A 21,809-nucleotide genomic window follows, 5' to 3' on the forward strand; every position below is an offset into this window, starting at 1 on the left:
GCGGCAACTGATTAATCTTTGTTATTTAGATGACTGGATTGTTAACAGGTCTTTTTTATCTATTAACAATTCCATGAGCTGCTTCACTTGCTCATCAGCAGTACCCTCAAGTCTTTTACCACCCTCTGGTCGTGGAGGTGTAAACATTTTACCTACAATGGTCGGTGAACCTTTAAGTCCTAGTTGAGAACGTTCAACATTCTCAAGGTCACTTACTGCCCAGATAATCGGTTCATATCTTGCTGCACTAATCATGTTTGGCATTGGGGAATAATCGATTTCATTTATTTCTTTTTCAACTGTTAATAAACAAGGTAGCTCAGACTGAATGAGTTCATATCCGCTGGTTAATTTTCGTTTGATTAAAATGGTTTTCTCCGCTTGATTGACTTCCGTAACTTCAATTACATTTGTGACTGGGGGAATATCCATCCTTCTTGCGATTCCTGGTCCAACTTGCCCTGTATCTCCGTCAATAGCATGTTTCCCACAAATCACAATATCCACTGGGAGATCCTTACCGATTCTTTCCAATGCTTTAGATAAGGCATAACTTGTTGCAAGTGTATCTGCACCGGCAAAGGCACGGTCAGAAATCAAATAGCCTCTATCTGCACCTATTTCAATACTCTTTTTAATAACAGCCGTTGCCTGCGGTGGTCCCATTGACAATACCGATATGGTACCTCCCGTTTGTTCCTTAATTTTCACAGCCTCTTGAACAGCATGTGCATCGTAAGGATTCAAAATAGCTGGAGCACTTCGGCGGTCGAGTGTGTTTGTTTTAGGATTGATTTTAATGATTTTTGTATCAGGTACTTGTTTGACACATACGACAATGTGCATGTAGGACTTTCCCTCCTCCATATAGTCTAAGATTGGTGAAAGCGTTTGCTTCCTTTGGTTATAAAAAATGCTTTTATTAACGATATATGAACCGTAACACAAGCATAGTACCAAACAATTATTGTTTTCTTTTTTTTCTTACAAAGATCAATTAAACTTCGGATAAACAAATAAGCATGACAAACTTGGGTAGATTCTAGTGAGTAGGTTAAAAATAATAAAAAAAGTTGAAGTAATGACAAATTGTGGTAAGATATGTAGTTAATCATGATGTGAGATTGTATAAATATAGCACTAATATAACTATATGAAATATTGGGATATAAACAATGATAAAAATCACAGTACTGTCTAAAATTGTAGATTTTATGTTTTAAGGAAGGAGGAAAGAAATGAATGAAGTTATCTTAGGGAGTGTACTCTCCGCTTTATCAACAGGGATTGGAGCATTACTGATCTTATTTATTCCCCACTCTATTACACATCGATGGAAGGATGTATTGTTAGCCTTTAGTGCAGGCATTATGATGGCTGCTTCTACTATTGGTTTGATTCCGGAGGCCCTTAAATATGGAGGATATATATCACTTTTTGTCGGTGTTTGGTTAGGAGTTGGTGTTCTAACTCTCTTGGAAAAAAATATTCCCCATATTGACTTACAGCATAATAAAAAGGGGATTCAATTCGATGAAAAAGCTTTGTTAATTATCGCTGCCATTACTTTACATAATATCCCTGAGGGTCTATCTGTTGGTGTTAGCTATGCATCTGCAGAAGGCGATACTGGAAATTTAATCGCATTAGCAATCGGTTTTCAAAATGCTCCAGAAGGCCTTCTTGTCGCTCTTTTTTTAACTAACCAGCAAATTAGTAAATGGAAGGCCTTCATCATAGCGACCTTAACAGGTGCAATTGAAATTGTAACTTCATTATTAGGGTATTTTTTAACTTCATTTGTTCAAGGCCTCGTTCCATACGGCCTATCTTTTGCGGCAGGTGCGATGTTATTTATCATTTATAAAGAATTAATTCCCGAAAGTCACGGTGACGGGAATGAGCGGGTATCAACCTATGCGTTTATCATGGGGCTTCTAATTATGGTGTTAATAATTAATATTTTTTAATAGAACAAATATCTTAACAATGTATTTTTAAGCTGTTTTATTCCTCTCAAATTCCATTTAGACTAAAACTTTAGGCCAAATCATAATCATTTGTTTAAAAGCAATTTTAACTTCTTCATTTGGCCTAGAAGCTTGTCCCATTATCCTATGGTAATCATTAATTAATTCATCTAGCTCCTGGCTGTATTTGATTGTTTCCTCACTTGTATAGCCCAACGTGTTTGCACTTTTTATCATTAATTCCCTTTTGACCTTTATCTGTTCAATCATTTCATTTTGATTATTACTATACTTGTACAATGTTATCCTCCTACTCATTACCCTGTTACTGTAATTCACTAAAAAAGTTGACTACTTGAAGAATTATGACAAGAATTTCTTTAAAAGTAAATACATTCGCAAAAGTAGACAAAACATTCTATTTCTTTCGTTTTTCGACAAATTCCTTCCTTTTTTTTCAAGCTTTTACGACAATTGTCTCCGACTCCCTTCGATTGCATCATGACAAAATTTTAAGGCAAGGAAATAGAGATGAAAATGATTGAACACGTTTCTTTTTTTGGGTTGGATTATTCATTTACCGATAACATTTTTCCAAAATACTTCCAACTTCGAAAATGAATTCAAAACAGATAAAAAAACTGACTGCATCAGCTGCAACCAGTTTTCCTTTTTTATAGGTTTACTTCTTCTTTTTCGTAAATGGGAACCCAGCCTTCGGTTGTAACAAAAATTCTTACCGCTACAACCTTTCTGTCTTCTTCAAGTGTAAAATAATGTCTTGTATTTTCTGGTACAGAGATCAAATCACCAGGATTTAAATGAACTTCAAAAAACTCTCCATCTTTTCCTTGAATGACAAATACCCCGTGACCACTTACGATAAAACGAACTTCATCATCTGTGTGATGGTGCTCGTTTTTAAAATTAGTAAGTAATACGTCAAGATTTGGTGTATTTTCAGATAATGAGATTACATCCTGTGCTTTATATCCTCGTCTGGCAGAAATGTCTGCAATCTCTGCTGTGAAAGTGTTTAAGATTTCTTCTTTTTCTTCATCACTTAAAAGATATTTTTCTACTAGCGTTGCTGGGAGCTTGCTAATATCCCAATTTTCATAAATAACTTCCTGACTTTCCAGGAAGCTTGCCACTGCCTCCTGCTCGTGAATTTGATCTTCTTTCTTTTGAAATGTAATATACGCCATATTGAATCAGCCTCTCCTCTATTATTTTTTAAACTACCTTAAATAATTGGTATGGTTTATGTTCTAGTAAACGCAATTGGTAGCGGAATAGAAACTCTGACGCTTCTAGGATTTTTTTTGCTTCAAATGCATTCCGTCCCCACACAGTGATTCCATGGTTCCGAATTAGAACAGCACCGCTATCTTCTGAAACATGTTCTGAAAATTTATTTGCTAGTGTAGGAATGTGTGCATAATTTCGGATAATAGGTATCTTTAAAACAGCATCCTCTTCCCATTTATCAAAAGCCTTAATTAACTCTTGACCCTTAAAGGTAACCTCTCCATGATCACCATAGACCTCTGAAATCACATTATTATCAATCGTATGAACATGAAGACTACAACCAGCATTGGTCTTTCGATAAATCTCCACATGAAGAAGTGTCTCTGCAGACGGTTTTAAATGAGTCTCTTCTACCGGACGGCCAAATTCATCCACTAGTAAAAAATCTTCTGAAGTCCGCTTACGTTTATCTTTTCCACTTGCTGTCACCAAAAATTGAAGCGGATGATCACTCACTTTAATGGCAAGGTTTCCACTTGTCCCCATAAACCAATCTCTCTCTGCCAATTCATCCTTGATATCGGCTAATTCTGACCATCTTTCCTTTAACATGTTAGCTCACCCACCTCAATTCTTTTATTTATTTCCTCGATACAATCGAAGAAAGTATGAAACCCTTGATGGTTAATACCCCATTCCACACATTTTTCCTGAAGCAAATCTCTAGCTAGTACAAAGTCAGCATGTTTAGCCGCTTCTAGGTCGGTTACAGAGTCACCAATTACAATTTTAAAACTCTTCTTTGGATCGTTCAGTTTACGCATAATACTTGGCTTACAGCAACCGCAATCATTGTTACAATATGAATCACATTCATTTGGCCAAAGAATATTAATTGTATCTCCAGAAAAATCAGAATGGTTACAATAGACTCCATCAAAAGGAGCGTATTCTGCTAGGATTGGATGGACAAAGAAATCTATTCCACCACTAACAATATAGAGGGGAATTCCCTTTTCACGAACATACGCTACAAATTCCTTAAAGCCTGGTCGGATTTTTGCATTTTCAATTGCAAATTCAGTTATTTCTTTCTTCTTATTACTAGGCAATAAGGAAAATAATTTCCCCACACCTTCATTTACTGAAATCTGACGAGAAAGAATTAAATCCTTGATTTCCACCCATTCAGGAGGAGCAAATTGTTTCATAATAGCAATAATGTTATCACTTTCTGTAATGGTTCCATCAAAATCACAATAAATAACCGGCTTTGTCACTTAGACCATCACCTCTGCATTTCCCCATAGCTGGAGTGCCTTTTTTAGTTCAGGATTCTGCTCCGCTCCTACTGAGAGTGTCTTTCCCTTAAGAATTGCATCCACTGCTTGTCGGAAGGCAAGGCCACCTCCGCGAGCACCGTCTGGATGCCCATGTACTCCACCCCCAGCATTTATAACGGAGTCGACTCCAAAGTCACGAATTAACAAGGATACCAACCCTGGATGTATTCCCGCTGATGGCACTGGAAAAGCTTTTTTATAAACATCCTCTTTCGTCAGTTCAGCTGCAATCGAAAGTGCAGATGTTTTTTCTAATGCCACCGTTCCATATGGAGATGGGAACAGTGATAAATCAGCACCTGCATAACGTAAAAGCTTTCCAAGGAGCAAGGAATGGGAAAAGCCATATTGGGATGAAGAAGTTAATGCGCCGCTTACTGCTGGATGTGCCATTAAAGGCAACCCAATTTCATTGTCCTCTCTTAATTCTTGCAGGACATCTAATCCATAGGAGAAGATATTAAATAATAGTAAGTCTGCTCCCAGCTCAGCTGCTTTTTTTGCCTTTTCCTTAAGTTGTGAGGTTCTCCCTGTCAGGTTTACTGCATACAGCGTTCTATGACCAGTCTCTTCTAGAACTTCATTTAACACTTTTTTTCCCTCTGTAATTCTTTTTTCAAAAGGTGTTAATTCATTTTCAAAAAGAATCTCATCATCTTTGACTAAATCAACACCACCAAGAGCTTGCTGCTTTAACTGCTCTACCAAAAAGTGTATGTCCTTACCAAGTACGCCCTTAAAGATACTCATTACTAATGGTCTATCAAATACGTTTATTTTCTCTCGAATTCCATCGATACCGAATCTAGGTCCAGGAAAATGACCTTTTAATCGATCATCAAACTGCAAATCTAGTAATTTTATTTTTCCATCCAAGGACAGTTTTCCGAAAACAGTGGTTAAAATCGCTGGCAAGTCAGAAGAGAAGTTAATGGTTGGATAGGCAATCCGAATGATTGCTAGGCCGTCTCTTTCAGAATCTTTCCCCTCAATTGAAACGACTCTGCCCTTATGCTTACGTAATTGGTCCTGCTCAAGCTCAGGAAGATTCGTCCAAGAACCTACAGTTAATCCAAGAGCAATTTCCTCTGCTTTTTTCTCCGGATTTTTTTCATCATGTACAAGATATGTTGCAATTATTTCAGACATTTTTTCAACTTCCCTTCAAAAAACATAAAAAACCTCTTCGAAAAAGAAGAGGTTAGCATCACAAACTAACATCTTCTCATCTTTCAGCCAGATTGCTGCAAGATTTAGCACCGTGCTTAACTCTTGGTTAAGTCGGTTGCCGGGCTTCATAGGGCTTTTCCCTCCACCTGCTCTTGATAAGAAAACGATTCGTATTTATTCACTTTAATAAGTTGTTAAACTTTATTTTGGATTATCGCAAGAAAAAAAACATTTGTCAACTTATTTTTTGAACATTTCCAAACAACTAATTCTTCTGACAGCTTCAGCTAATCGTTCTTCGGATGATAATAAGCCCACACGGACAAAACCTTCACCATATTCACCAAAACCAATACCTGGTGCGACCATAATATGTGCTTGATCAAGAAGAATTTCAGCAAACTGTCCAGATGTATACCCATCAGGTACCTTAAGCCATGCAAAAAAGGATCCCATTGGTGCGGTTACATCCCATCCTATCGACCGAAGACCGTTAATTAATACATTTCGTCTTCGCTCATACAGTTCGTTCAATTCTCTAACACACTCTTGTGATTCAGTTAAGGCTGTAGCTGCCGCTTCTTGAACCGCTCCGAACAAACTTACATACAGATGATCCTGAAGAAGTTCAATCGCTGAAATGACACTTTCATTACCAACTGCAAATCCAACACGCCAACCTGCCATGTTATAGGATTTGGATAGTGTATAAATTTCGATTCCTACTTCTTTTGCCCCTTCGGTCTCTAGGAAGCTTATGGGTCTCTGACCGTCAAAACCAATGGCTCCATATGCAAAATCGTGAACAACGCAAATATTATGGTCATTTGCCAGCATCACTGTTTCTTTGAAAAATTCTTCAGTGGCAACAGCACCGGTAGGATTATTAGGGTAATTCAGAAACATTACCTTTGCTTTTGATAAAGTATCGGAAGAAAGTTCATTGTAGTCAGGCAAAAATGCATTACTCTCTCTTAAAGGCATTGTAGCCATTTCCGCTTTTGCAAGCGCCACACCTGACCAATAATCTGGGTAACCGGGATCTGGAACAAGGATGGTATCCCCTGGATTCAACAAGCACTGTGGAATCTCTACAAGACCTGCTTTTCCGCCAAAAAGAATAGCCACTTCCTTATCAGGATTGACCGTTACTCCGTACTCTCTCAAGTAAAAATCGGCTGCTGCCTGCTTTAAATATCTATGCCCCTGAAACGGAGAATATTTATGATTGATTGGGTTAGCTGCCGCATCCTGTAATTTTGACACGATATGTTCTGGCGTTGGCTGATCAGGATTCCCTTGTCCTAAATTTATAACGTCATGCCCTTCGGCAATATACTCTCCAACCTTCTTTACAAGGCCTGCAAAAAATTGTTTTGGCAGACTATTTAAAAGCTCTGATGGTGGAAATTGTTTCATCACTCTCTCACCTGCTTATTCATTACAAATTTTTGTTGAAATTCTAGTCACAAATGATATAACTTTTATAACAGCTTGTAAAGAAAAAATTCTGATATTTCGAACCGGAGGGAAAATTCTTTGAAATTAAACATATCTTGTATACAAATGGATATCGCCTTTGGTAATCCATATGAAAACTATCGTTCTGCAGAAAGACTGATTGAAAAAGCAATGGAATCTAAGCCTGACATTCTCGTCTTACCCGAACTCTGGACTACCGGATATGACTTAACAAGACTTGATGAAATTGCAGATGATCAAGCGAAACAAACGATACAGTTTCTACAGGAGGCAGCAAAAAAATACCAAGTTCATTTCGTTGGAGGATCTGTTGCAAACCGCAATGATAGTGGAGTAAAAAATACTTTGATTATTATAGACAAAGAAGGCCAATTGATTCACCAATATAGTAAATTGCATTTATTTAAGCTTATGGATGAGCACCTTTATTTAGAGGCAGGTACAGAAAAAGGATTATTCCAATTAGAAAATCGTCCGTTTGCAGGAGTCATTTGTTATGACATCCGGTTTCCTGAATGGATACGCACCCATACTTCTGAAGGTGCTGAAGCTCTGTTTGTGGTCGCAGAATGGCCTGAACCTCGGTTAGCGCATTGGCGGGCCTTGCTAATTTCTAGAGCAATTGAAAATCAATGTTATGTTGTTGCCTGCAACCGGTCTGGAAGTGATCCAAATAACAAATTTGCTGGACACAGTATGATTATTGATCCTTGGGGAGAAGTGATTGCTGAAGCGGGGGAAAAAGAGGCCATAGTATCTGCTGAAATAAACATGGGCCTTGTCAAAGATATACGCAAGCAAATCCCTATCTTCGCAGATAGAAAGCCAGAATACTACCGTTAGATTGTTTCCAAATTTAAAAATTAATGATATTTTCAAAATTTTGTTGACACCTATCTTTTCATCCTGTTATAGTTTTTATCATACTGAAAAAATAGAATATTAGATTTACTCTTATCATGAGCTGGCTGAGGGATTTGGCCCTTTGAAGCCCAGCAACCGACCTAACCCACTGAGAAGCGGGGCGCTTATAATTATAATTATAATTATATAGGTGCAGGGACTCCCTAAAAGGCACGGTGCTAATTCCAACAGAAGGATATCCTTTCTGAGAGATAAGAGGTGCGAAGAAATATACATCTTCTAGCCTCTTTCAGACAAGAAAGAGGCTTTTTTGTGCGAAAAGTACAACAGAGCCTCCAAATTAAGGAGGAATTTATAATGAGTCTACTAAAACAGACAACGTACAAACCATTAACTGAAGCAGCTGCTATCGAATTAGCACTTAATTTAAATATTTTCTCAGAAAAAGCAAACCTATCTTGTAAGGAAATTGGTGATGGCAATCTTAACCTTGTATTCCACTTGGTTGATCAGGAATCAGGGAAAAGTATTATTATCAAACAAGCCCTTCCTTATGCAAAAGTCGTAGGAGAAAGCTGGCCACTAACACTTCAAAGGGCAAAAATTGAAGCAGAAGCCTTAAAGACTTTTGGTCAAATTGCTCCAAATTTCGTACCAGAGGTATATTACACAGATGATATTTTAGCTGTAACTGTTATGGAAGACTTATCCCATCTCTTAATTGCTAGAACAGGATTTATAAAAGGTGCAACCTATCCCCTCATTTCTAAGCATTTAGGAGAGTATCTGGCTAGAACTTTATTTTTTACCTCAGATTATGCTCTAACTCCAGCGGAGAAAAAAGTAAAAGTGCAGCAATTTATTAACCCAGAACTATGTAAGATTACTGAGGATTTAATTTTTACAGATCCATTTTTAGACGCAGAAACAAACGAATTTGAATCTGACCTGCGTCCAGTAGTGGAAGCTCTTTGGCAGGATGATGAGCTAAAGTTTCATGTAAATGTCTTGAAAAGAAGTTTCTTAACAGAAGCGGAATCACTCCTTCATGGAGATCTGCATACAGGTAGTGTCTTTGCCGATGATTCCGAAACAAAAGTAATCGACCCTGAATTTGCTTTTTACGGACCTGCTGGTTTTGACATTGGTCAAGTATTTGCTAATTTACTCTTCCAAGTTATTGTGAATGTGCCAAAACGTGAACTGTTTTTAACTCATATTGAAACTGTTTGGAACGTCTTTGAAGAGCAATATTCACTATTATGGAATACCGAAAACAAAGAACCATTAGCTAAGACCCCTTCATTCTTACGCTTTCAGCTGGCTAAATTCTTTGAGGATACAATCGGTTTTGCTGGATGCGAGTTGATCAGACGAACCATCGGACTCGCCCATGTAGCTGATTTAGATGGAATTGAAGATGAGCAAACAAGATTAGCAGCTAAGCGTCATTCTTTAGAACTTGGAAAAATCCTTGTCAAGCAGAGAAAAGAAATAAAAGACCTCACTGCGTTCATTCGTACAGTCAGAGAAGGATTCTAGTAAACAAAGAGAGGTTGACTCATATAAAGTCAACCTCCCTTTTTATTGTGGTTTAGCCCACATTTCTTCTGGGTTAAGTTCGTAGATACTGTTTTCCCGATACATGTAATGATTTATAATGAATTCCCGTCGTATGGTTGCATAATCATCATGGAATTGTTTGATATACTCGTTCAATTCTTTTTCTTCGTATTTTTTACCTGATTTTAACCCTTTTACGATATGTTCAAAGACAATTAATTTCTTCTTCCTTTGAGCAGGAATGCTCTTTAATTTTCCATCCTTAGTAAAGAAATTCTCCAGAACTTTTTGTCTCTCTAAACTAGATTCCACCATGTCCCCCAGCTCCTCTCCTCTTTTTTCAAGTAATTGCGTTAATACCTGTGCTTGTTGTTTAATCATAGATTCATTTAAATAGAAGTAAATCGTATTTTTATCTCTTCTTTCATATACCACATGAATTTCCCTTAGTTTTTTCAAGTGATGAGTAATGGTTGGTGCCGTTAAACCCAATTTACCTGCTATCGCCTGACCATGAAGAGGACCCTTTGCTAAAAGAGCAACGATCCTGAATCTCGTTGGATCACCCATTGTTTTATAAAACGCGACTAAACGGTTTAGCTGCATCATCGTATACACCTCAAATTAGATATTCTTCTAATTAGATATATATCAAATTTTATTTTTTCTGTCAATAATAAAAGCAATAAAAAAAGCAAAGTGCACCATACACTTTGCTTTTTCTTTCAACTTATAACATTGGGCTTTCGTGTTTAGCTTTTAAACGCAGCCATCTTTTTTCTACTTCTGCTTCAAAATCTTCTAATATTGGCTTGTTTTCATCTTTTAGCAAATGTTTGGTTTTACCCATATATTTTAACCAATCAGCCAGTGAAATTCGTTTGTTCTTTTCTTCTGGGTTATACGTAATGTTTGTAACCCCTTGCTCTACTTCATAAAGTGGGAAGAAGCAGGAATTTACTGCCGCTTCAATGATTGTTGTACCATAACGGTCATCGGATTTCCAGTTAAGCGGACAAGTGATGAGAAGTTTTCCATACACAGTTCCGACATTTTGCGCATACCACTGTGCTTTTGCACCCTTCTTGATAAGGTCTTGTGGGAACGCTTCTGAACCTGTAAATACATAAGGAATATTTGTTGCAGCCATAATTTGCGCTGTGTCCTTATGATGGAAGGCTTTTCCTCTCTGTGTCTTACCAACCCCAGAAGTACTTGTCATATGTCCAATTGGTGTAGAATAGGACATTTGAGAGCCTGTATTCATGTAACCTTCATTATCATATTCAAGCATGATTAACTTATGTCCACGAAGAGCAGTACCGATTGCAGACCCCATCCCAATGTCCATACCACCATCTCCGGTAATCATAACAAACGTTGCATCATCAGAAACTTGGATCTCACCACGGCGTTTTAGTTCCATGAAAGCCTCCACTGTACCTGATAAGGTTGCAGCACCATTTTGGAACAAATTGTGCATCATCGTTTGCTTATGAGATGTATGCGGATAAGCTGTTGTAGTAACATAAGCACAACCAGTTTGGAATAGAGTAACTATATCTCCTTCTATCCCTTTGAAGAAAAGCTCAAGGCCGGCAAAAATTCCACATCCCGGGCAAGCTCCATGACCAGAAGCGATTCTCTTTGGTTTTCCAGTAAGAGCTCGAAGCGGTGGGATTTTCACTTTTAACTTATTAGTTTCCTCATCCATTTTCACATCGATTAAACCGGATTTATATACATCACCATGTTGCGGTAAAATAACCGGCTTAAGGATCTTTTCAGGGTTCCCTGGAATATGGCCATAGTAATCAAATGGTTTTTCTGCGTAGCCTTTTTCCATCGTATCGATAGCCATTTCAAAGAACTTCTCAGCATCACTTGCATAGAAGTCTTTGCCTCCAAGACCGAAAACACGACTTAAAACTATTGTTTGATTATTACGGTCTTCTTGAAGAGCAGATTTCACTTCATGTGTTAAATTCGGACCATTTGCTCCATAAGAATCGGCACGTTCCCCAATTAATAAGGATTTTACGTTTTTAAGTGCTTGGCGAATTTCCTTCGCAGGGAATGGGCGGATAATATTCGGACTAATGACCCCTGCCTTAATTCCCTTTGCACGAAGCTGATCAACAACATCCTTAGCTGATTCAGCTGCGGAATTTAATAAGAATAATGCTACTTCTGCATCTTCCATTTTATATAAGTCAAGAACTGGGTATTCTCTACCAGATAATTTCGTATATTCAGCAGCTACTTCTTTAAATACCTCACCAGCATTATACATGGCTTCAGATTGTTGGAAGTGATTATTAATAAAATCATCACCACTCATATGTGCACCGATGGTAACTGGTTTTTTAGGGTCTCTTGCAAAATTGTAATCTGTTGGGCACTCCCCAACAAATTGTTGAACAACGCGACGATCCTTGAAGAATTCTACCCTCCGCTTTTGATGTGAAGTGAAGAATCCATCATATGCTACAATAACTGGTAACCGTACCTTTGAATGCTCGGCAATTTTCAGTGCCATAATATTCATATCATAAACAGCTTGTGGTGTTTTGGCTGTTAAAATAACCCAGCCAGTATTTAATGCATAATAAAGGTCAGAGTGGTCTCCTCGAATATCAAGTGGACCGCTGACGGAGCGTGTAACTAAATTCATTACCATTGGGAAACGAGTTCCTGATTGTACAGGAAGCTGTTCAATCATATATAGTAATCCATTTGCACTCGTCGCATTAAATACGCGAGCACCTGTTGCAGCAGCACCGTAGCAAATACCCGCTGAACCATGCTCACCATCTGCAGGGATTAATTTGATATCATGTTCGCCACGAGTTTTCATTTGGTCCAGGAATTGCGCTACCTCAGTAGATGGTGTAATTGGGAAATACCCCATGATATGATAGTTGATTTGTGCAGCAGCCATTGCAGCCATTTCATTACCTGATTCAAATGTAGAAATTTGTTCAGCCATCGCTTGAGTTGTTAATTTATCTTCTAAAGTTGCCATTAAAAACTACCTCCTGTAACATAAGGAAAGTTTTGCTTCACGCGGTTAGCGTCTGCATACCCAATCATTTCACGAAGGTCACCAAGCGCATCTGTTGGACAAGCTTCCACGCATTTTAAACAGCCCTTGCAATATTGATAATCAATTCCCTTAAGGAACATTTGCTTTCTGCCGCGCTTATCTTCTCCCTCTTCCCAAACGAAACAGAAATCCGGACATACGTTGTCGCAGGCAGCACAATGTATACATTTTTCTTGCTGGAATTCCGGAAGGAAACCTTGACGGGAACCACTTAAATCTTTAAAAATACTATTTGCTTGTGAAACTAAAACCCCTCCGATTTCCTGAGTTGTAAACCCTAGCATCGGAAGTGGACGAGTGAAGGCTTTCCCTTCCGCCCCTTCTGGAACTTCATAGGTTTTAAATTTCACTTCATTATATCCACGATCAAACGTACGAATATTTGGTTCAACAAGATGAGGATATTTCTTTGTAAATGTTTTACGTATAACATCTCTCATTGATTCTGGATCTAAAAAGTCTAGTATTCGGTATAAAGCACCGAGCATCGCTGTATTTACTTTTGTTTTTTCTTCAACCGCAATACTTAAGGCATCAATAATGGCCAAAGTTCCATTTTCTAGTTGTAAATCCCTTTTTACTTCATCAAAATCTCGTTCTGTATTTACTAGAACGATTCCCTCAGCATCTAAGCCACTGACAACATTAACTGTCTTATATAGGGCTTCATGGAAAACACCAACGATATGTGGCTGTTCAATTGGACTATGATCTCTAATTTCTACATCTGGTTCACAAAAACGGATAAAGCTCTTTACAGGAGAGCCCTTTTTTTCTGAGCCATAGGATGAAAAGTTGGAACCCTTCAACCCAAGACTAAGAACACCAGCTTCCGCCAACATTTTTCCAGCTAGGTTTGCACCTAAGCCTCCGATTGATTCAAGTCGAATTTCAAAAAATCCAAGTTCATTTTTTTTCGGTAAAATAGACATAATGTCCCTCCCCATTGTTAAAAAAGTATACACATGGCTTTTGAGCCTTTTGCGCTACTCTTATTCGTTCATAAAAATACCTTAAAAATGTCATAAAAAATTAACTTCCCCACGATCATTGTAAGACATTCAAATATATTAAGCTGTGACAAAAGTCAAACATAAGAGATTTTTTTTGAAACACATTTAATTTTTTCCGAAGAAACATTAATATGACTGGATGAATTAGAATTATTCAATTATATAACAGCATTCCATTTGTAATATAACAGATCTAACCTAATGGATAATAAGAAGAAAATATGAATCCATAATCTTACAGCCAGTTTGTCTGCTATCTTTTTGGTTGAAAATAAGATATAATTATTTTTTGTTTTATCATTGAAAAGGAGCCAGTTTATGAATGTAATTTGTTCTACATTGAATGCAAAGTTCATCCATACAAACCTTGCTATTCGCTATTTAAAGGCTTATGCCGCTCCCGAATTTACCATACAGCTCAAAGAATATACGATTAAGGACCCGGTTATGAACATTGTGTCAGACCTTTATCAATCCAAACCTGCCGTTATTGGATTTAGTTGTTATATTTGGAACATTGAAGAAACACTCAAAGTGGTCAATATGCTTAAAAAAATTGACCCCTCTATTTTAATCGTCTTAGGGGGACCTGAAGTTACCTATGATACGTTGGAATGGATGGAGAAACATTCTGAGGTCGATTTTATTGTAATCGGTGAAGGTGAACAAACCTTTAAACAGTTACTCACAGAAATAGAAACGAATCATGATTATCGTAACGTTCCCGGTATTGCTTATCGCTCTGAGGATAGGGTTATCATAACACCACAAATGAATAAGCTAGATCTTAAAGAGCTTCCGTCTCCCTACCGACTTCCTGAAGATATCCCTTACTTAGGTAAGCGGGTAACTTATATAGAAACTAGTAGAGGATGTCCATTTAGCTGTCAGTTTTGCCTCTCATCCATTGAGGTAGGGGTAAGGTATTTTGATAGAGAAAAAATTAAATCTGATATAAGGTATCTAATGGAAAACGGGGCAAAAACCATTAAATTTGTTGACCGTACCTTTAATATAAGCCGTAGCTATGCCATGGAAATGTTCCGTTTCTTAATCGATGAGCATCTACCTGGAACAGTTTTTCAATTTGAAATAACTGCGGATATTATGCGGCCTGAAGTTATTGAATTCCTTAACCAAGAGGCACCAAAAGGTCTTTTCCGATTTGAAATTGGGGTTCAGTCCACAAATGATTATACGAATGAATTGGTCATGCGGAAACAAAACTTTGCCAAGCTTACAAGAACGGTGACAATGGTAAAGGAAGGCAACAAAATCGATCAGCATCTGGATTTAATTGCAGGATTACCTGAAGAGGACTATGCATCTTTCCGAAAAACCTTTAACGATGTTTTTGAGATGAGGCCCGAGGAATTACAATTAGGATTCTTAAAAATGTTACGCGGCACTGGAGTTCGATTGCGTGCTGAAAAACATCAATATGTATACATGGACCATTCTCCTTATGAAATACTAAGCAATAATGTCCTTTCCTTTGACGATATTGTAAGGATTAAACAAGTGGAAGATGTATTAGAAAAATATTGGAATGACCATAGAATGGATCATACAGTGGAATACTTGGTTAAACATGTTTTTCCTTCACCATTTGATTTCTTTCAAGAGTTTGGCAGCTATTGGGATGAACGCGGTTGGTCAAGAATTGGTCATCAGCTAGAGGACTTATTCCGTAGGTTATATTCTTTCCTAGAACAAAAAGAAGTGAAGAACCTTGACGTAGTTGCAGATTTAATGAAATATGATTATTTAATCAATCATAAATACAAACCAAGAAAGCCTTGGTGGGAAGCAAGCTATGATAAAAATAAACGAACAGAATTATATAAAAAGTTTGTTGAGAACCCTAACCTCTTAGGAAAAGAATTTATCAATTTAAACCTTGAGGAAAAGGAATTATTTAAACACACGATGCTAGAAGAAATTTCTTTTAATTTAACAGGTTATATAGCAACGGGTGAAATTAAAAAGCAGCCTTCCTGTTTATTGGCTTATTTCGATCCTATAAACAATCGAACCCTTATATTTACAACCTAACGATAAGCCGGGAGAACCCGGCTTATCTATTTTTCTTTTGGGTCTTTTTTGTTTCGTAAAGTGACTTCCCATTTACATCTCCATATTCAACACTAAATTCCTCAACTGGGATACGCGGAGGAGTTTTTCTTCGGCTCTTCATTAACTTCTACCCTTCTTGCCTTGTTTGGAATTGCGATTTGCTCCTCTTATTGCGTTGTTATTATCAGCAAATTCAGCTGAGAATTCACTTTCCTGAACATTTTTATGAGGTGTTTTAGAATATTTGGTTACAGCATCAAATTCTGCTTTACGCTTTGCCATACAGGAACCCTCCTATAAGTTAATTAGTACAGCTATAGTTTTAACATAATCCCTTCATTCCTTTCCTTCCTTATTTTTCATAAATAAAAAAAAACTACAGACAGAAAATAATATTAAAAGGAGTGATGAGTGATGAAACATTCTAAAGATACAAAACCGTCAATTGAAGACATTGCCATTAACGAAACCATGCCACATCAAATGAATGCTCCAAGCTTTGAAGGAACTGGAATAAAAATGGAGGACCCCTTTGTCAACAAACATGGGGTTACGATCGGAGACAGTTTATACGCTTCTAAAAACTCACCATTAGAAAATTGGTCCAAGGAAACAGACCCATCAATAATGGCTGGTGACGAATGGGTTCACCCAACGAATGATATTGGGTGGAATACAGCCGAAAATCGGGATTTACTGGAAAGCAAACGAAAGCCACAAGCTGTTCCATTTATGCATCCTACTAAGGATGTTAGTAAAGGGACGGACTAGAATTTAATATCCAATTACGAAAAACATTTCCACTCATGAAACCGATAAAAAAATAAAATAATACTTTTACAGAGGAAAGAAACCTCTGGAGAAAAGAAGGAGTTGAATTGAAATGGCTAACAGCAGCAATAAACTATTAGTACCTGGAATTGAACAGTACCTAGATCAGGTTAAATATGAAATAGCACAAGAATTTGGCGTTCAATTAGGTTCAGATACAGTTTCTAGAGCGAATGGTTCGGTCGGCGGAGAAATTACTAAAAGGTTAGTACAACAAGCACAAGCCCAACTTTCTGGACATTTTACGAAAGAATAATTTCATACAAATGGAAAAAAGTCCGGTCTAAACACCGGACTTTACCTATTTTTTCGATTATTATTACCATTATCCTCATGCTCATTATTACTATCGTTACGCTCATTGTTTCGTACCTTGCTATGAGGATTATTGTCATTATTGTTATTATGGTTATAATTGTTATTCTGTCTATAATTGTTACTATGATTTGAGCTTTTATCCTCATTATTCTTCGACTGTGAATCGTTGTGTTTCCTGTATTGCCCTTGGTTTTGCTTCGAATTCCCCTCTTCCATTTTTTTCAAATATCCTGGAGAATTCGTATTCCTGTCCCAATTCCCCTTTTCTTCACCGTTATCCCAATTAGACTGTTTACCATTATTTTCAGATGGCTTCTTTGATTGTCCCGATGGTATTGAAATATCAGATGGTGATTGTGCTGGTGCAGAAATTTTTTCATCCTTCTTCTCAACAGTATCCCAGTTCTCTTGTTTGGATTTCCCTTGAGAATACTGGTATTTGCCGATTGTAATACCTTGCTTATGTGCTTTTTCTAATTGCTTTTCGGTACCGGTCGAGACAATTAGATCTAATTTTTCTTTATTAACCGTTACTTCAATCTTATCTAATTTCTTCTGTAATTGATTTTCAATTTTTTCTACAGGCTGCTCGATTCGCACGGTAGAAATTAGGAGTTGGGTGTTCTCATTTAAATAACCACCCTTTTTCATCTCAGAAAGAATATCTTTGGTTAATTCCGAAACGTCTTCCTTCTTCCAATTCTTTAAGTGTGAAATAATCTCTTTTCCTTCTTTATTGAATCCGGTTAATTTCACAACTTGCATTTTTTTATTCACACCCAGTTCAACACTTGGGTTAGCATCAATGGACATATATGCATAGGCCTTATTATCTTGATACATTGGAATAAAAGTTCCAATAAAAATCATAAGTGCTGCCATCGCGATCCAGACGGTTTTAAGCCTAATTATGTTTCTTATTGAACGTTTTGTTTTAACTCGATTCACAGTTTCAAACGGAAAAAAATAAATTTCTTCTCCTATTGAATAGGGCTGATTTTGTTTCCTTGATTGTAAAAACTCACCTTCGGGGGTTAAAAGCGTTAAAAAACCTTCATGTATTTCCATTATAATTCCCTTTTTCATGTCTCTAACACCCCCTTAATATAATCCTTCATGTAAACATAATCACTCGATAAGATAAGAGCAATAGCTAAAATATATTTCCTATTCCGCTCGATTGTCTTTCTACTCACATTTACCCTTGTTTCAAGCTGCTTAATAGGAAGACGTTTCTTTTCAAGTAAAAAATCCTTTAATTCCTGGTCAGCTACTAACATTTTCGCTGCGAGGATCGCATTCCTCCTGGCATCCACATGCTTCGGAGAATTTTCAACTAAATCACTAAAACTTAAATCAAAAGTAATTAATAGGTTTTGAAAATGGATTATCTCATCTTTTCTTAATTGTTCATCATTCTTTTTATGATAGTCATCAAGAGAAAGCTCATTAACAATAATAGTTCCTGCTGTTTCTTCATCTTGGGCAGAATTTGTTAAATCAATACTAATATGTTGATTTTTGGTTTGTTTACGTATATAGTCGATGACTCTTCTTTTAATGATTACTTCTGAGAAACTCAACAATGAGCTTCCACGTTCTGGGGAATATTTTTCAATCGCTTCATTGAATGCAATAAGTCCTATGCTAAATTCATCATCAGTTTCATAGATATATCGTTTACATACGGAAGATACAGTCTTTGCAATAAAAGGTTTGTAGGCATCAATAATTTCGTCCAGTAGATACTGGTCGCCCTGTTGAATTTGAAGGACGGTTTCCTCCAAAGTTCTTTTTTTCTTCTTGGCCATAAACAATAAACTTAGCATTTGCTCACCTCTATTCGACCAATTATAACATACGAACGTTACCTTGGACTTTTTGGGGGTAAGCAATTATCAAAAGATAGTACCAATAGCGGATTACTTTTCCAGTTATTGTTTATGGTTCATATTTCTTATTTCCTATTTCATATTACAGTGTTTTTACAATCCTTTGACATCCCTCATTTTTTCTTATTGCGATCGCTCTTTCATTACATTAGTACGTTACAATTGTTACAGTTTTGGGGGTCTCCCAAAAACTTTCCAAATAAAAAGCTTTAAACCAGATTATCTGATTTAAAGCCTCACCCATCTACCTTTTTACTTTTGCTGGTATAGAATAATAAATATTTAAAAAAGAAACCTATTATCAGTCCTGGAATTAAAAATAGCATTGGTAAAAAAACAGGACCAGGATGAACGTGAAAAATTGTAACTTTAGGAGATACCATTAAACCAACAGTAACAAAGTACGCACATGATACAAATGGAAGAAAAGAAAATCTTTCATCCTTAGGCATAGCCGAACGATATCCATCCCACATAGAAAACATATAAAGACATGGATAGAACATAAGCCATTGATAGTCTATAACCGCTTCAGCCTTTTCGATTTCACCTAGGAAACTGTACATAATTGCTTGGTTAAATCTGCTCATAACATTCACAACAATTTCTAATATGACAAACAACACGCCTTTAATATACTGACCAATAATTAATTGGCTGAAACCTGGAAACGCTATATTCCATAAAACGGCCTCTAATCTGCTCATCTTTTTCATAGTGATATCCCGCTTCTTTAGGCTTTTTTTTAAGTAAATAACTGTTCAATATAGCTTATCCAGTCTGATGCCAAATTAACAGGTCGAACATAAATTTTCCCAACTTTATGGAAAAAACAGCAAGAATTTTTCCTCGCTGTTTTTTGAATGTTCATTTTATTCGTGTTGATCCATAGGATTATATAGTTTAACCGTAGGGTTTTTTTCTTGGAACCATCTAAGGGCAAATTCATTTTCAAATAAGAATACATAATGATCATAGCGATCTTTTACCAGCATACTCCGTGAACTGGATAAATTCTCATCCACTACATCACCATCTACCCAACGGGCAATCTTTGAACCCACTCGTTCCATCAATACCTCAGCATTATATTCATTTCTCATCCGATGTTCAAAAACCTCAAATTGCAACTGTCCAACTGCACCTAAAAGGTACTCTTCCATCCTTACGGTCTTAAAGAGCTGTATCGCACCTTCTTGAACAAGTTGCTGTATACCTTTATAGAAAGATTTTTGCTTCATCACGTTTTTGGCTGAAACTCTGACATACAATTCCGGTGTAAATTGAGGTAATCTTTCATATTGGAAATTGTCCTTACCTGTTGTAAGCGTGTCACCAATCTGGTAGGTCCCTGTGTCATATAACCCAATAATATCTCCACTAACTGCCTCATCAACTGTATTTCTTTCTTCAGCCATAAATGAGGTAGATTGAGAAAGCTTGATTTGTTTTCCTAAGCGCGGTATATTAACGGTCATTCCCCGCTCAAATTTACCAGAACAAACGCGGACAAAGGCAATCCTATCCCGATGTGCTGGGTTCATGTTTGCTTGAATTTTGAAAACAAATCCCGAAAATTGATCACCGAGCGGATCAATTTCTCCTACCGAAGAATTACGCGCTTTTGGTGGTGGCGCAAATTGCAAGTAAGACTCAAGAAATGTTTGTACACCAAAGTTTGTTAATGCACTTCCAAAGAATACTGGCGTCAGTGTTCCAGCTGCAATTTTCTCTGCTGAGAATTCATTACCAGCTTCATTAAGAAGCATAATTTCATCTAATGTTTGGTCATAAAGCCCTGATGATTTTAACGGATGATTCCCCTCAATTTCACCATCGTTAGTTAATGGAATAAATCGCTCGTTTTCATTCACTCGAAATTGTTCCACTCGGTTATTAAATCGATCATAGATACCAAGGAATTCTTTCCCCATACCAATTGGCCAATTCATAGGATAGGATTCAATTCCTAAAACCTCTTCTAACTCTGCGAGAAGTTCGAGCGGCGCTTTCCCTTGACGATCTAGCTTATTCATAAACGTAAAAATAGGAATACCGCGCATACGGCATACTTTAAATAGCTTAAGTGTTTGTTCCTCAATCCCCTTTGCAGAGTCCACAATCATTACTGCACTGTCTACTGCCATTAAGGTTCTATACGTATCTTCACTGAAGTCCTGGTGACCAGGTGTATCCAGAATATTGACTCGGAATCCATCATAATCAAATTGCATCACACTGGATGTTACGGAAATTCCCCGTTGCTTCTCAATCTCCATCCAGTCACTTGTTGCAAATTTACCTGTCTTCTTCGCTTTTACAGTCCCTGCATCACGAATAGCTCCACCAAATAATAATAATTTCTCCGTGAGTGTCGTTTTTCCGGCATCCGGGTGGGAAATAATCGCAAATGTCCGGCGCGACAATACTTCTTCTTTAAAATTGTTACCCATCTTGTCTTCCTCTCTTTTGACAATAAATAAATTTTTTGTCCATAAGTTCAATCTTATCTCTCAAACGTGAACTTTGCAATATTTCAATTCACCTGCCCTCATTATTTCTTTTATCCAGTTAAGGAAAAGAATATAATGTAGGTAAGCGGTAATTTAATGCCGTTAATGTTCGTATTTGGGAGGAACTATGGATACTACAACGATCGACTTAGGTTTATTACACAAAGCATTCGAAGCTGTCCTAGTGCAAAATAACGTGTCCTTCAAAAAAATTGGTATCGCAGAAGAAGGAGAGCAACTATTATTTTTGTATGAAGGAAAGGACGAAAAGGTTCATGTTTTTAAATGGAGTAAAGCATCTAGTGCAGGTGTAAGTATTGGTGTACTTGCTCAAAGTGTATTAATGCCAATTATTCCTCATCTTCGCTTATTATCCTAATTCACATTGAGGCTGACTGTTATGTTAGCCTCTTT

At 37.1% G+C, this 21,809-nt stretch carries 22 protein-coding genes and 2 riboswitches; of the genes, 7 read left to right on the forward strand and 15 right to left on the reverse strand.

What is annotated here, in order from left to right:
- Nucleotides 1-21: 21 nt before the first annotated feature.
- Nucleotides 22-846 carry an electron transfer flavoprotein subunit beta/FixA family protein gene (locus tag ABES03_RS17780; protein WP_430119094.1) on the reverse strand — a complete coding sequence of 275 codons (825 nt, stop codon included), beginning with the start codon at nucleotides 844-846 and terminating at the stop codon, nucleotides 22-24.
- Between the two features lie 392 nt (nucleotides 847-1,238).
- Between ABES03_RS17780 and ABES03_RS17785 the strand changes: the two genes are divergently transcribed.
- Nucleotides 1,239-1,970 carry a ZIP family metal transporter gene (locus ABES03_RS17785; protein WP_430119095.1) on the forward strand — a complete coding sequence of 244 codons (732 nt, stop codon included), beginning with the start codon at nucleotides 1,239-1,241 and terminating at the stop codon, nucleotides 1,968-1,970.
- A gap of 57 nt (nucleotides 1,971-2,027) precedes the next feature.
- Here the strand turns inward: ABES03_RS17785 and ABES03_RS17790 are convergent, their stop codons facing one another.
- The 6 genes from ABES03_RS17790 to ABES03_RS17815 all read right to left on the reverse strand — a co-directional run bounded on the left by ABES03_RS17790 (nucleotide 2,028) and on the right by ABES03_RS17815 (nucleotide 7,156).
- On the reverse strand, nucleotides 2,028-2,270 hold the full coding sequence (locus ABES03_RS17790) for a Spo0E family sporulation regulatory protein-aspartic acid phosphatase (protein WP_430119097.1): 243 nt from the start codon (nucleotides 2,268-2,270) through the stop codon (nucleotides 2,028-2,030).
- A gap of 374 nt (nucleotides 2,271-2,644) precedes the next feature.
- Nucleotides 2,645-3,178, reverse strand: a complete 534-nt coding sequence (locus tag ABES03_RS17795) for a 1,2-dihydroxy-3-keto-5-methylthiopentene dioxygenase (protein ID WP_430119099.1) — start codon at nucleotides 3,176-3,178, stop codon at nucleotides 2,645-2,647.
- Between the two features lie 28 nt (nucleotides 3,179-3,206).
- Entirely contained in the window at nucleotides 3,207-3,836 is a 630-nt protein-coding gene (locus ABES03_RS17800) for a methylthioribulose 1-phosphate dehydratase (RefSeq protein WP_430119101.1), read from the reverse strand.
- Nucleotides 3,830-4,504: a 2-hydroxy-3-keto-5-methylthiopentenyl-1-phosphate phosphatase gene (locus ABES03_RS17805; protein WP_430119103.1), complete on the reverse strand. Its 675-nt coding sequence runs from the start codon at nucleotides 4,502-4,504 to the stop codon at nucleotides 3,830-3,832. The genes ABES03_RS17800 and ABES03_RS17805 overlap by 7 nt, the downstream gene beginning before the upstream one ends.
- Entirely contained in the window at nucleotides 4,505-5,716 is a 1,212-nt protein-coding gene (mtnW, locus tag ABES03_RS17810) for a 2,3-diketo-5-methylthiopentyl-1-phosphate enolase (RefSeq protein ID WP_430119105.1), read from the reverse strand.
- A 73-nt stretch (nucleotides 5,717-5,789) separates the two neighbouring features.
- Nucleotides 5,790-5,899, reverse strand: a riboswitch (SAM riboswitch).
- A 78-nt stretch (nucleotides 5,900-5,977) separates the two neighbouring features.
- On the reverse strand, nucleotides 5,978-7,156 hold the full coding sequence (locus tag ABES03_RS17815) for a pyridoxal phosphate-dependent aminotransferase (RefSeq protein WP_430119107.1): 1,179 nt from the start codon (nucleotides 7,154-7,156) through the stop codon (nucleotides 5,978-5,980).
- A 120-nt stretch (nucleotides 7,157-7,276) separates the two neighbouring features.
- Here ABES03_RS17815 and ABES03_RS17820 point away from each other — a divergent pair, with 120 nt between their 5' ends.
- Both ABES03_RS17820 and mtnK read left to right on the forward strand, forming a co-directional pair.
- Nucleotides 7,277-8,062, forward strand: a complete 786-nt coding sequence (locus ABES03_RS17820; protein ID WP_430119109.1) for a carbon-nitrogen family hydrolase — start codon at nucleotides 7,277-7,279, stop codon at nucleotides 8,060-8,062.
- Between the two features lie 108 nt (nucleotides 8,063-8,170).
- A riboswitch (SAM riboswitch) is annotated at nucleotides 8,171-8,341 on the forward strand.
- 99 nt (nucleotides 8,342-8,440) lie between these two features.
- Nucleotides 8,441-9,625, forward strand: coding sequence for an S-methyl-5-thioribose kinase (gene mtnK, locus ABES03_RS17825; RefSeq protein WP_430119111.1), 1,185 nt, complete (start codon nucleotides 8,441-8,443; stop codon nucleotides 9,623-9,625).
- Nucleotides 9,626-9,667: 42 nt separating this feature from the next.
- Here the strand turns inward: mtnK and ABES03_RS17830 are convergent, their stop codons facing one another.
- The 3 genes from ABES03_RS17830 to ABES03_RS17840 form a co-directional block, all read right to left on the reverse strand.
- A complete protein-coding gene (locus ABES03_RS17830) occupies nucleotides 9,668-10,252 on the reverse strand; it encodes a metalloregulator ArsR/SmtB family transcription factor (protein ID WP_430119147.1) in 585 nt (194 codons plus the stop codon).
- 124 nt (nucleotides 10,253-10,376) lie between these two features.
- Nucleotides 10,377-12,671, reverse strand: coding sequence for a thiamine pyrophosphate-dependent enzyme (locus ABES03_RS17835; RefSeq protein ID WP_430119113.1), 2,295 nt, complete (start codon nucleotides 12,669-12,671; stop codon nucleotides 10,377-10,379).
- Entirely contained in the window at nucleotides 12,671-13,684 is a 1,014-nt protein-coding gene (locus tag ABES03_RS17840; RefSeq protein WP_430119115.1) for a 2-oxoacid:acceptor oxidoreductase family protein, read from the reverse strand. The genes ABES03_RS17835 and ABES03_RS17840 overlap by 1 nt, the downstream gene beginning before the upstream one ends.
- Before the next feature lie 399 nt (nucleotides 13,685-14,083).
- Here ABES03_RS17840 and ABES03_RS17845 point away from each other — a divergent pair, with 399 nt between their 5' ends.
- Complete coding sequence (locus tag ABES03_RS17845) at nucleotides 14,084-15,820, forward strand: B12-binding domain-containing radical SAM protein (RefSeq protein WP_430119117.1); 1,737 nt, start codon at nucleotides 14,084-14,086, stop codon at nucleotides 15,818-15,820.
- A gap of 141 nt (nucleotides 15,821-15,961) precedes the next feature.
- Here the strand turns inward: ABES03_RS17845 and ABES03_RS17850 are convergent, their stop codons facing one another.
- Complete coding sequence (locus ABES03_RS17850) at nucleotides 15,962-16,123, reverse strand: hypothetical protein (RefSeq protein WP_430119119.1); 162 nt, start codon at nucleotides 16,121-16,123, stop codon at nucleotides 15,962-15,964.
- A gap of 132 nt (nucleotides 16,124-16,255) precedes the next feature.
- Here ABES03_RS17850 and ABES03_RS17855 point away from each other — a divergent pair, with 132 nt between their 5' ends.
- Both ABES03_RS17855 and ABES03_RS17860 read left to right on the forward strand, forming a co-directional pair.
- Complete coding sequence (locus ABES03_RS17855) at nucleotides 16,256-16,612, forward strand: DUF3905 domain-containing protein (protein ID WP_430119121.1); 357 nt, start codon at nucleotides 16,256-16,258, stop codon at nucleotides 16,610-16,612.
- A 112-nt stretch (nucleotides 16,613-16,724) separates the two neighbouring features.
- Entirely contained in the window at nucleotides 16,725-16,928 is a 204-nt protein-coding gene (locus tag ABES03_RS17860; RefSeq protein ID WP_430119123.1) for a small, acid-soluble spore protein, alpha/beta type, read from the forward strand.
- 41 nt (nucleotides 16,929-16,969) lie between these two features.
- Here ABES03_RS17860 and ABES03_RS17865 read toward each other — a convergent pair whose 3' ends face one another.
- From ABES03_RS17865 to ABES03_RS17880, 4 genes are all read right to left on the reverse strand, one after another.
- Nucleotides 16,970-18,076 (reverse strand): anti-sigma factor domain-containing protein, encoded by a 1,107-nt coding sequence (locus tag ABES03_RS17865; protein ID WP_430119125.1) that lies wholly within the window; start codon nucleotides 18,074-18,076, stop codon nucleotides 16,970-16,972.
- Complete coding sequence (gene sigI / locus ABES03_RS17870; protein WP_430119127.1) at nucleotides 18,073-18,819, reverse strand: RNA polymerase sigma factor SigI; 747 nt, start codon at nucleotides 18,817-18,819, stop codon at nucleotides 18,073-18,075. Before sigI ends, ABES03_RS17865 begins: the two co-directional genes overlap by 4 nt.
- A 299-nt stretch (nucleotides 18,820-19,118) precedes the next feature.
- Nucleotides 19,119-19,598: a hypothetical protein gene (locus ABES03_RS17875; RefSeq protein WP_430119129.1), complete on the reverse strand. Its 480-nt coding sequence runs from the start codon at nucleotides 19,596-19,598 to the stop codon at nucleotides 19,119-19,121.
- 156 nt (nucleotides 19,599-19,754) lie between these two features.
- A complete protein-coding gene (locus ABES03_RS17880) occupies nucleotides 19,755-21,335 on the reverse strand; it encodes a peptide chain release factor 3 (protein ID WP_430119131.1) in 1,581 nt (526 codons plus the stop codon).
- A 187-nt stretch (nucleotides 21,336-21,522) separates the two neighbouring features.
- Here ABES03_RS17880 and ABES03_RS17885 point away from each other — a divergent pair, with 187 nt between their 5' ends.
- On the forward strand, nucleotides 21,523-21,774 hold the full coding sequence (locus tag ABES03_RS17885) for a hypothetical protein (protein ID WP_430119133.1): 252 nt from the start codon (nucleotides 21,523-21,525) through the stop codon (nucleotides 21,772-21,774).
- The last annotated feature ends 35 nt before the right edge of the window (nucleotides 21,775-21,809 follow it).

The sequence above is a fragment of the Neobacillus rhizosphaerae genome (genome assembly GCF_050477885.1).
GTDB classification, from domain to species: Bacteria; Bacillota; Bacilli; order Bacillales; family Cytobacillaceae; genus Neobacillus; species Neobacillus rhizosphaerae_A.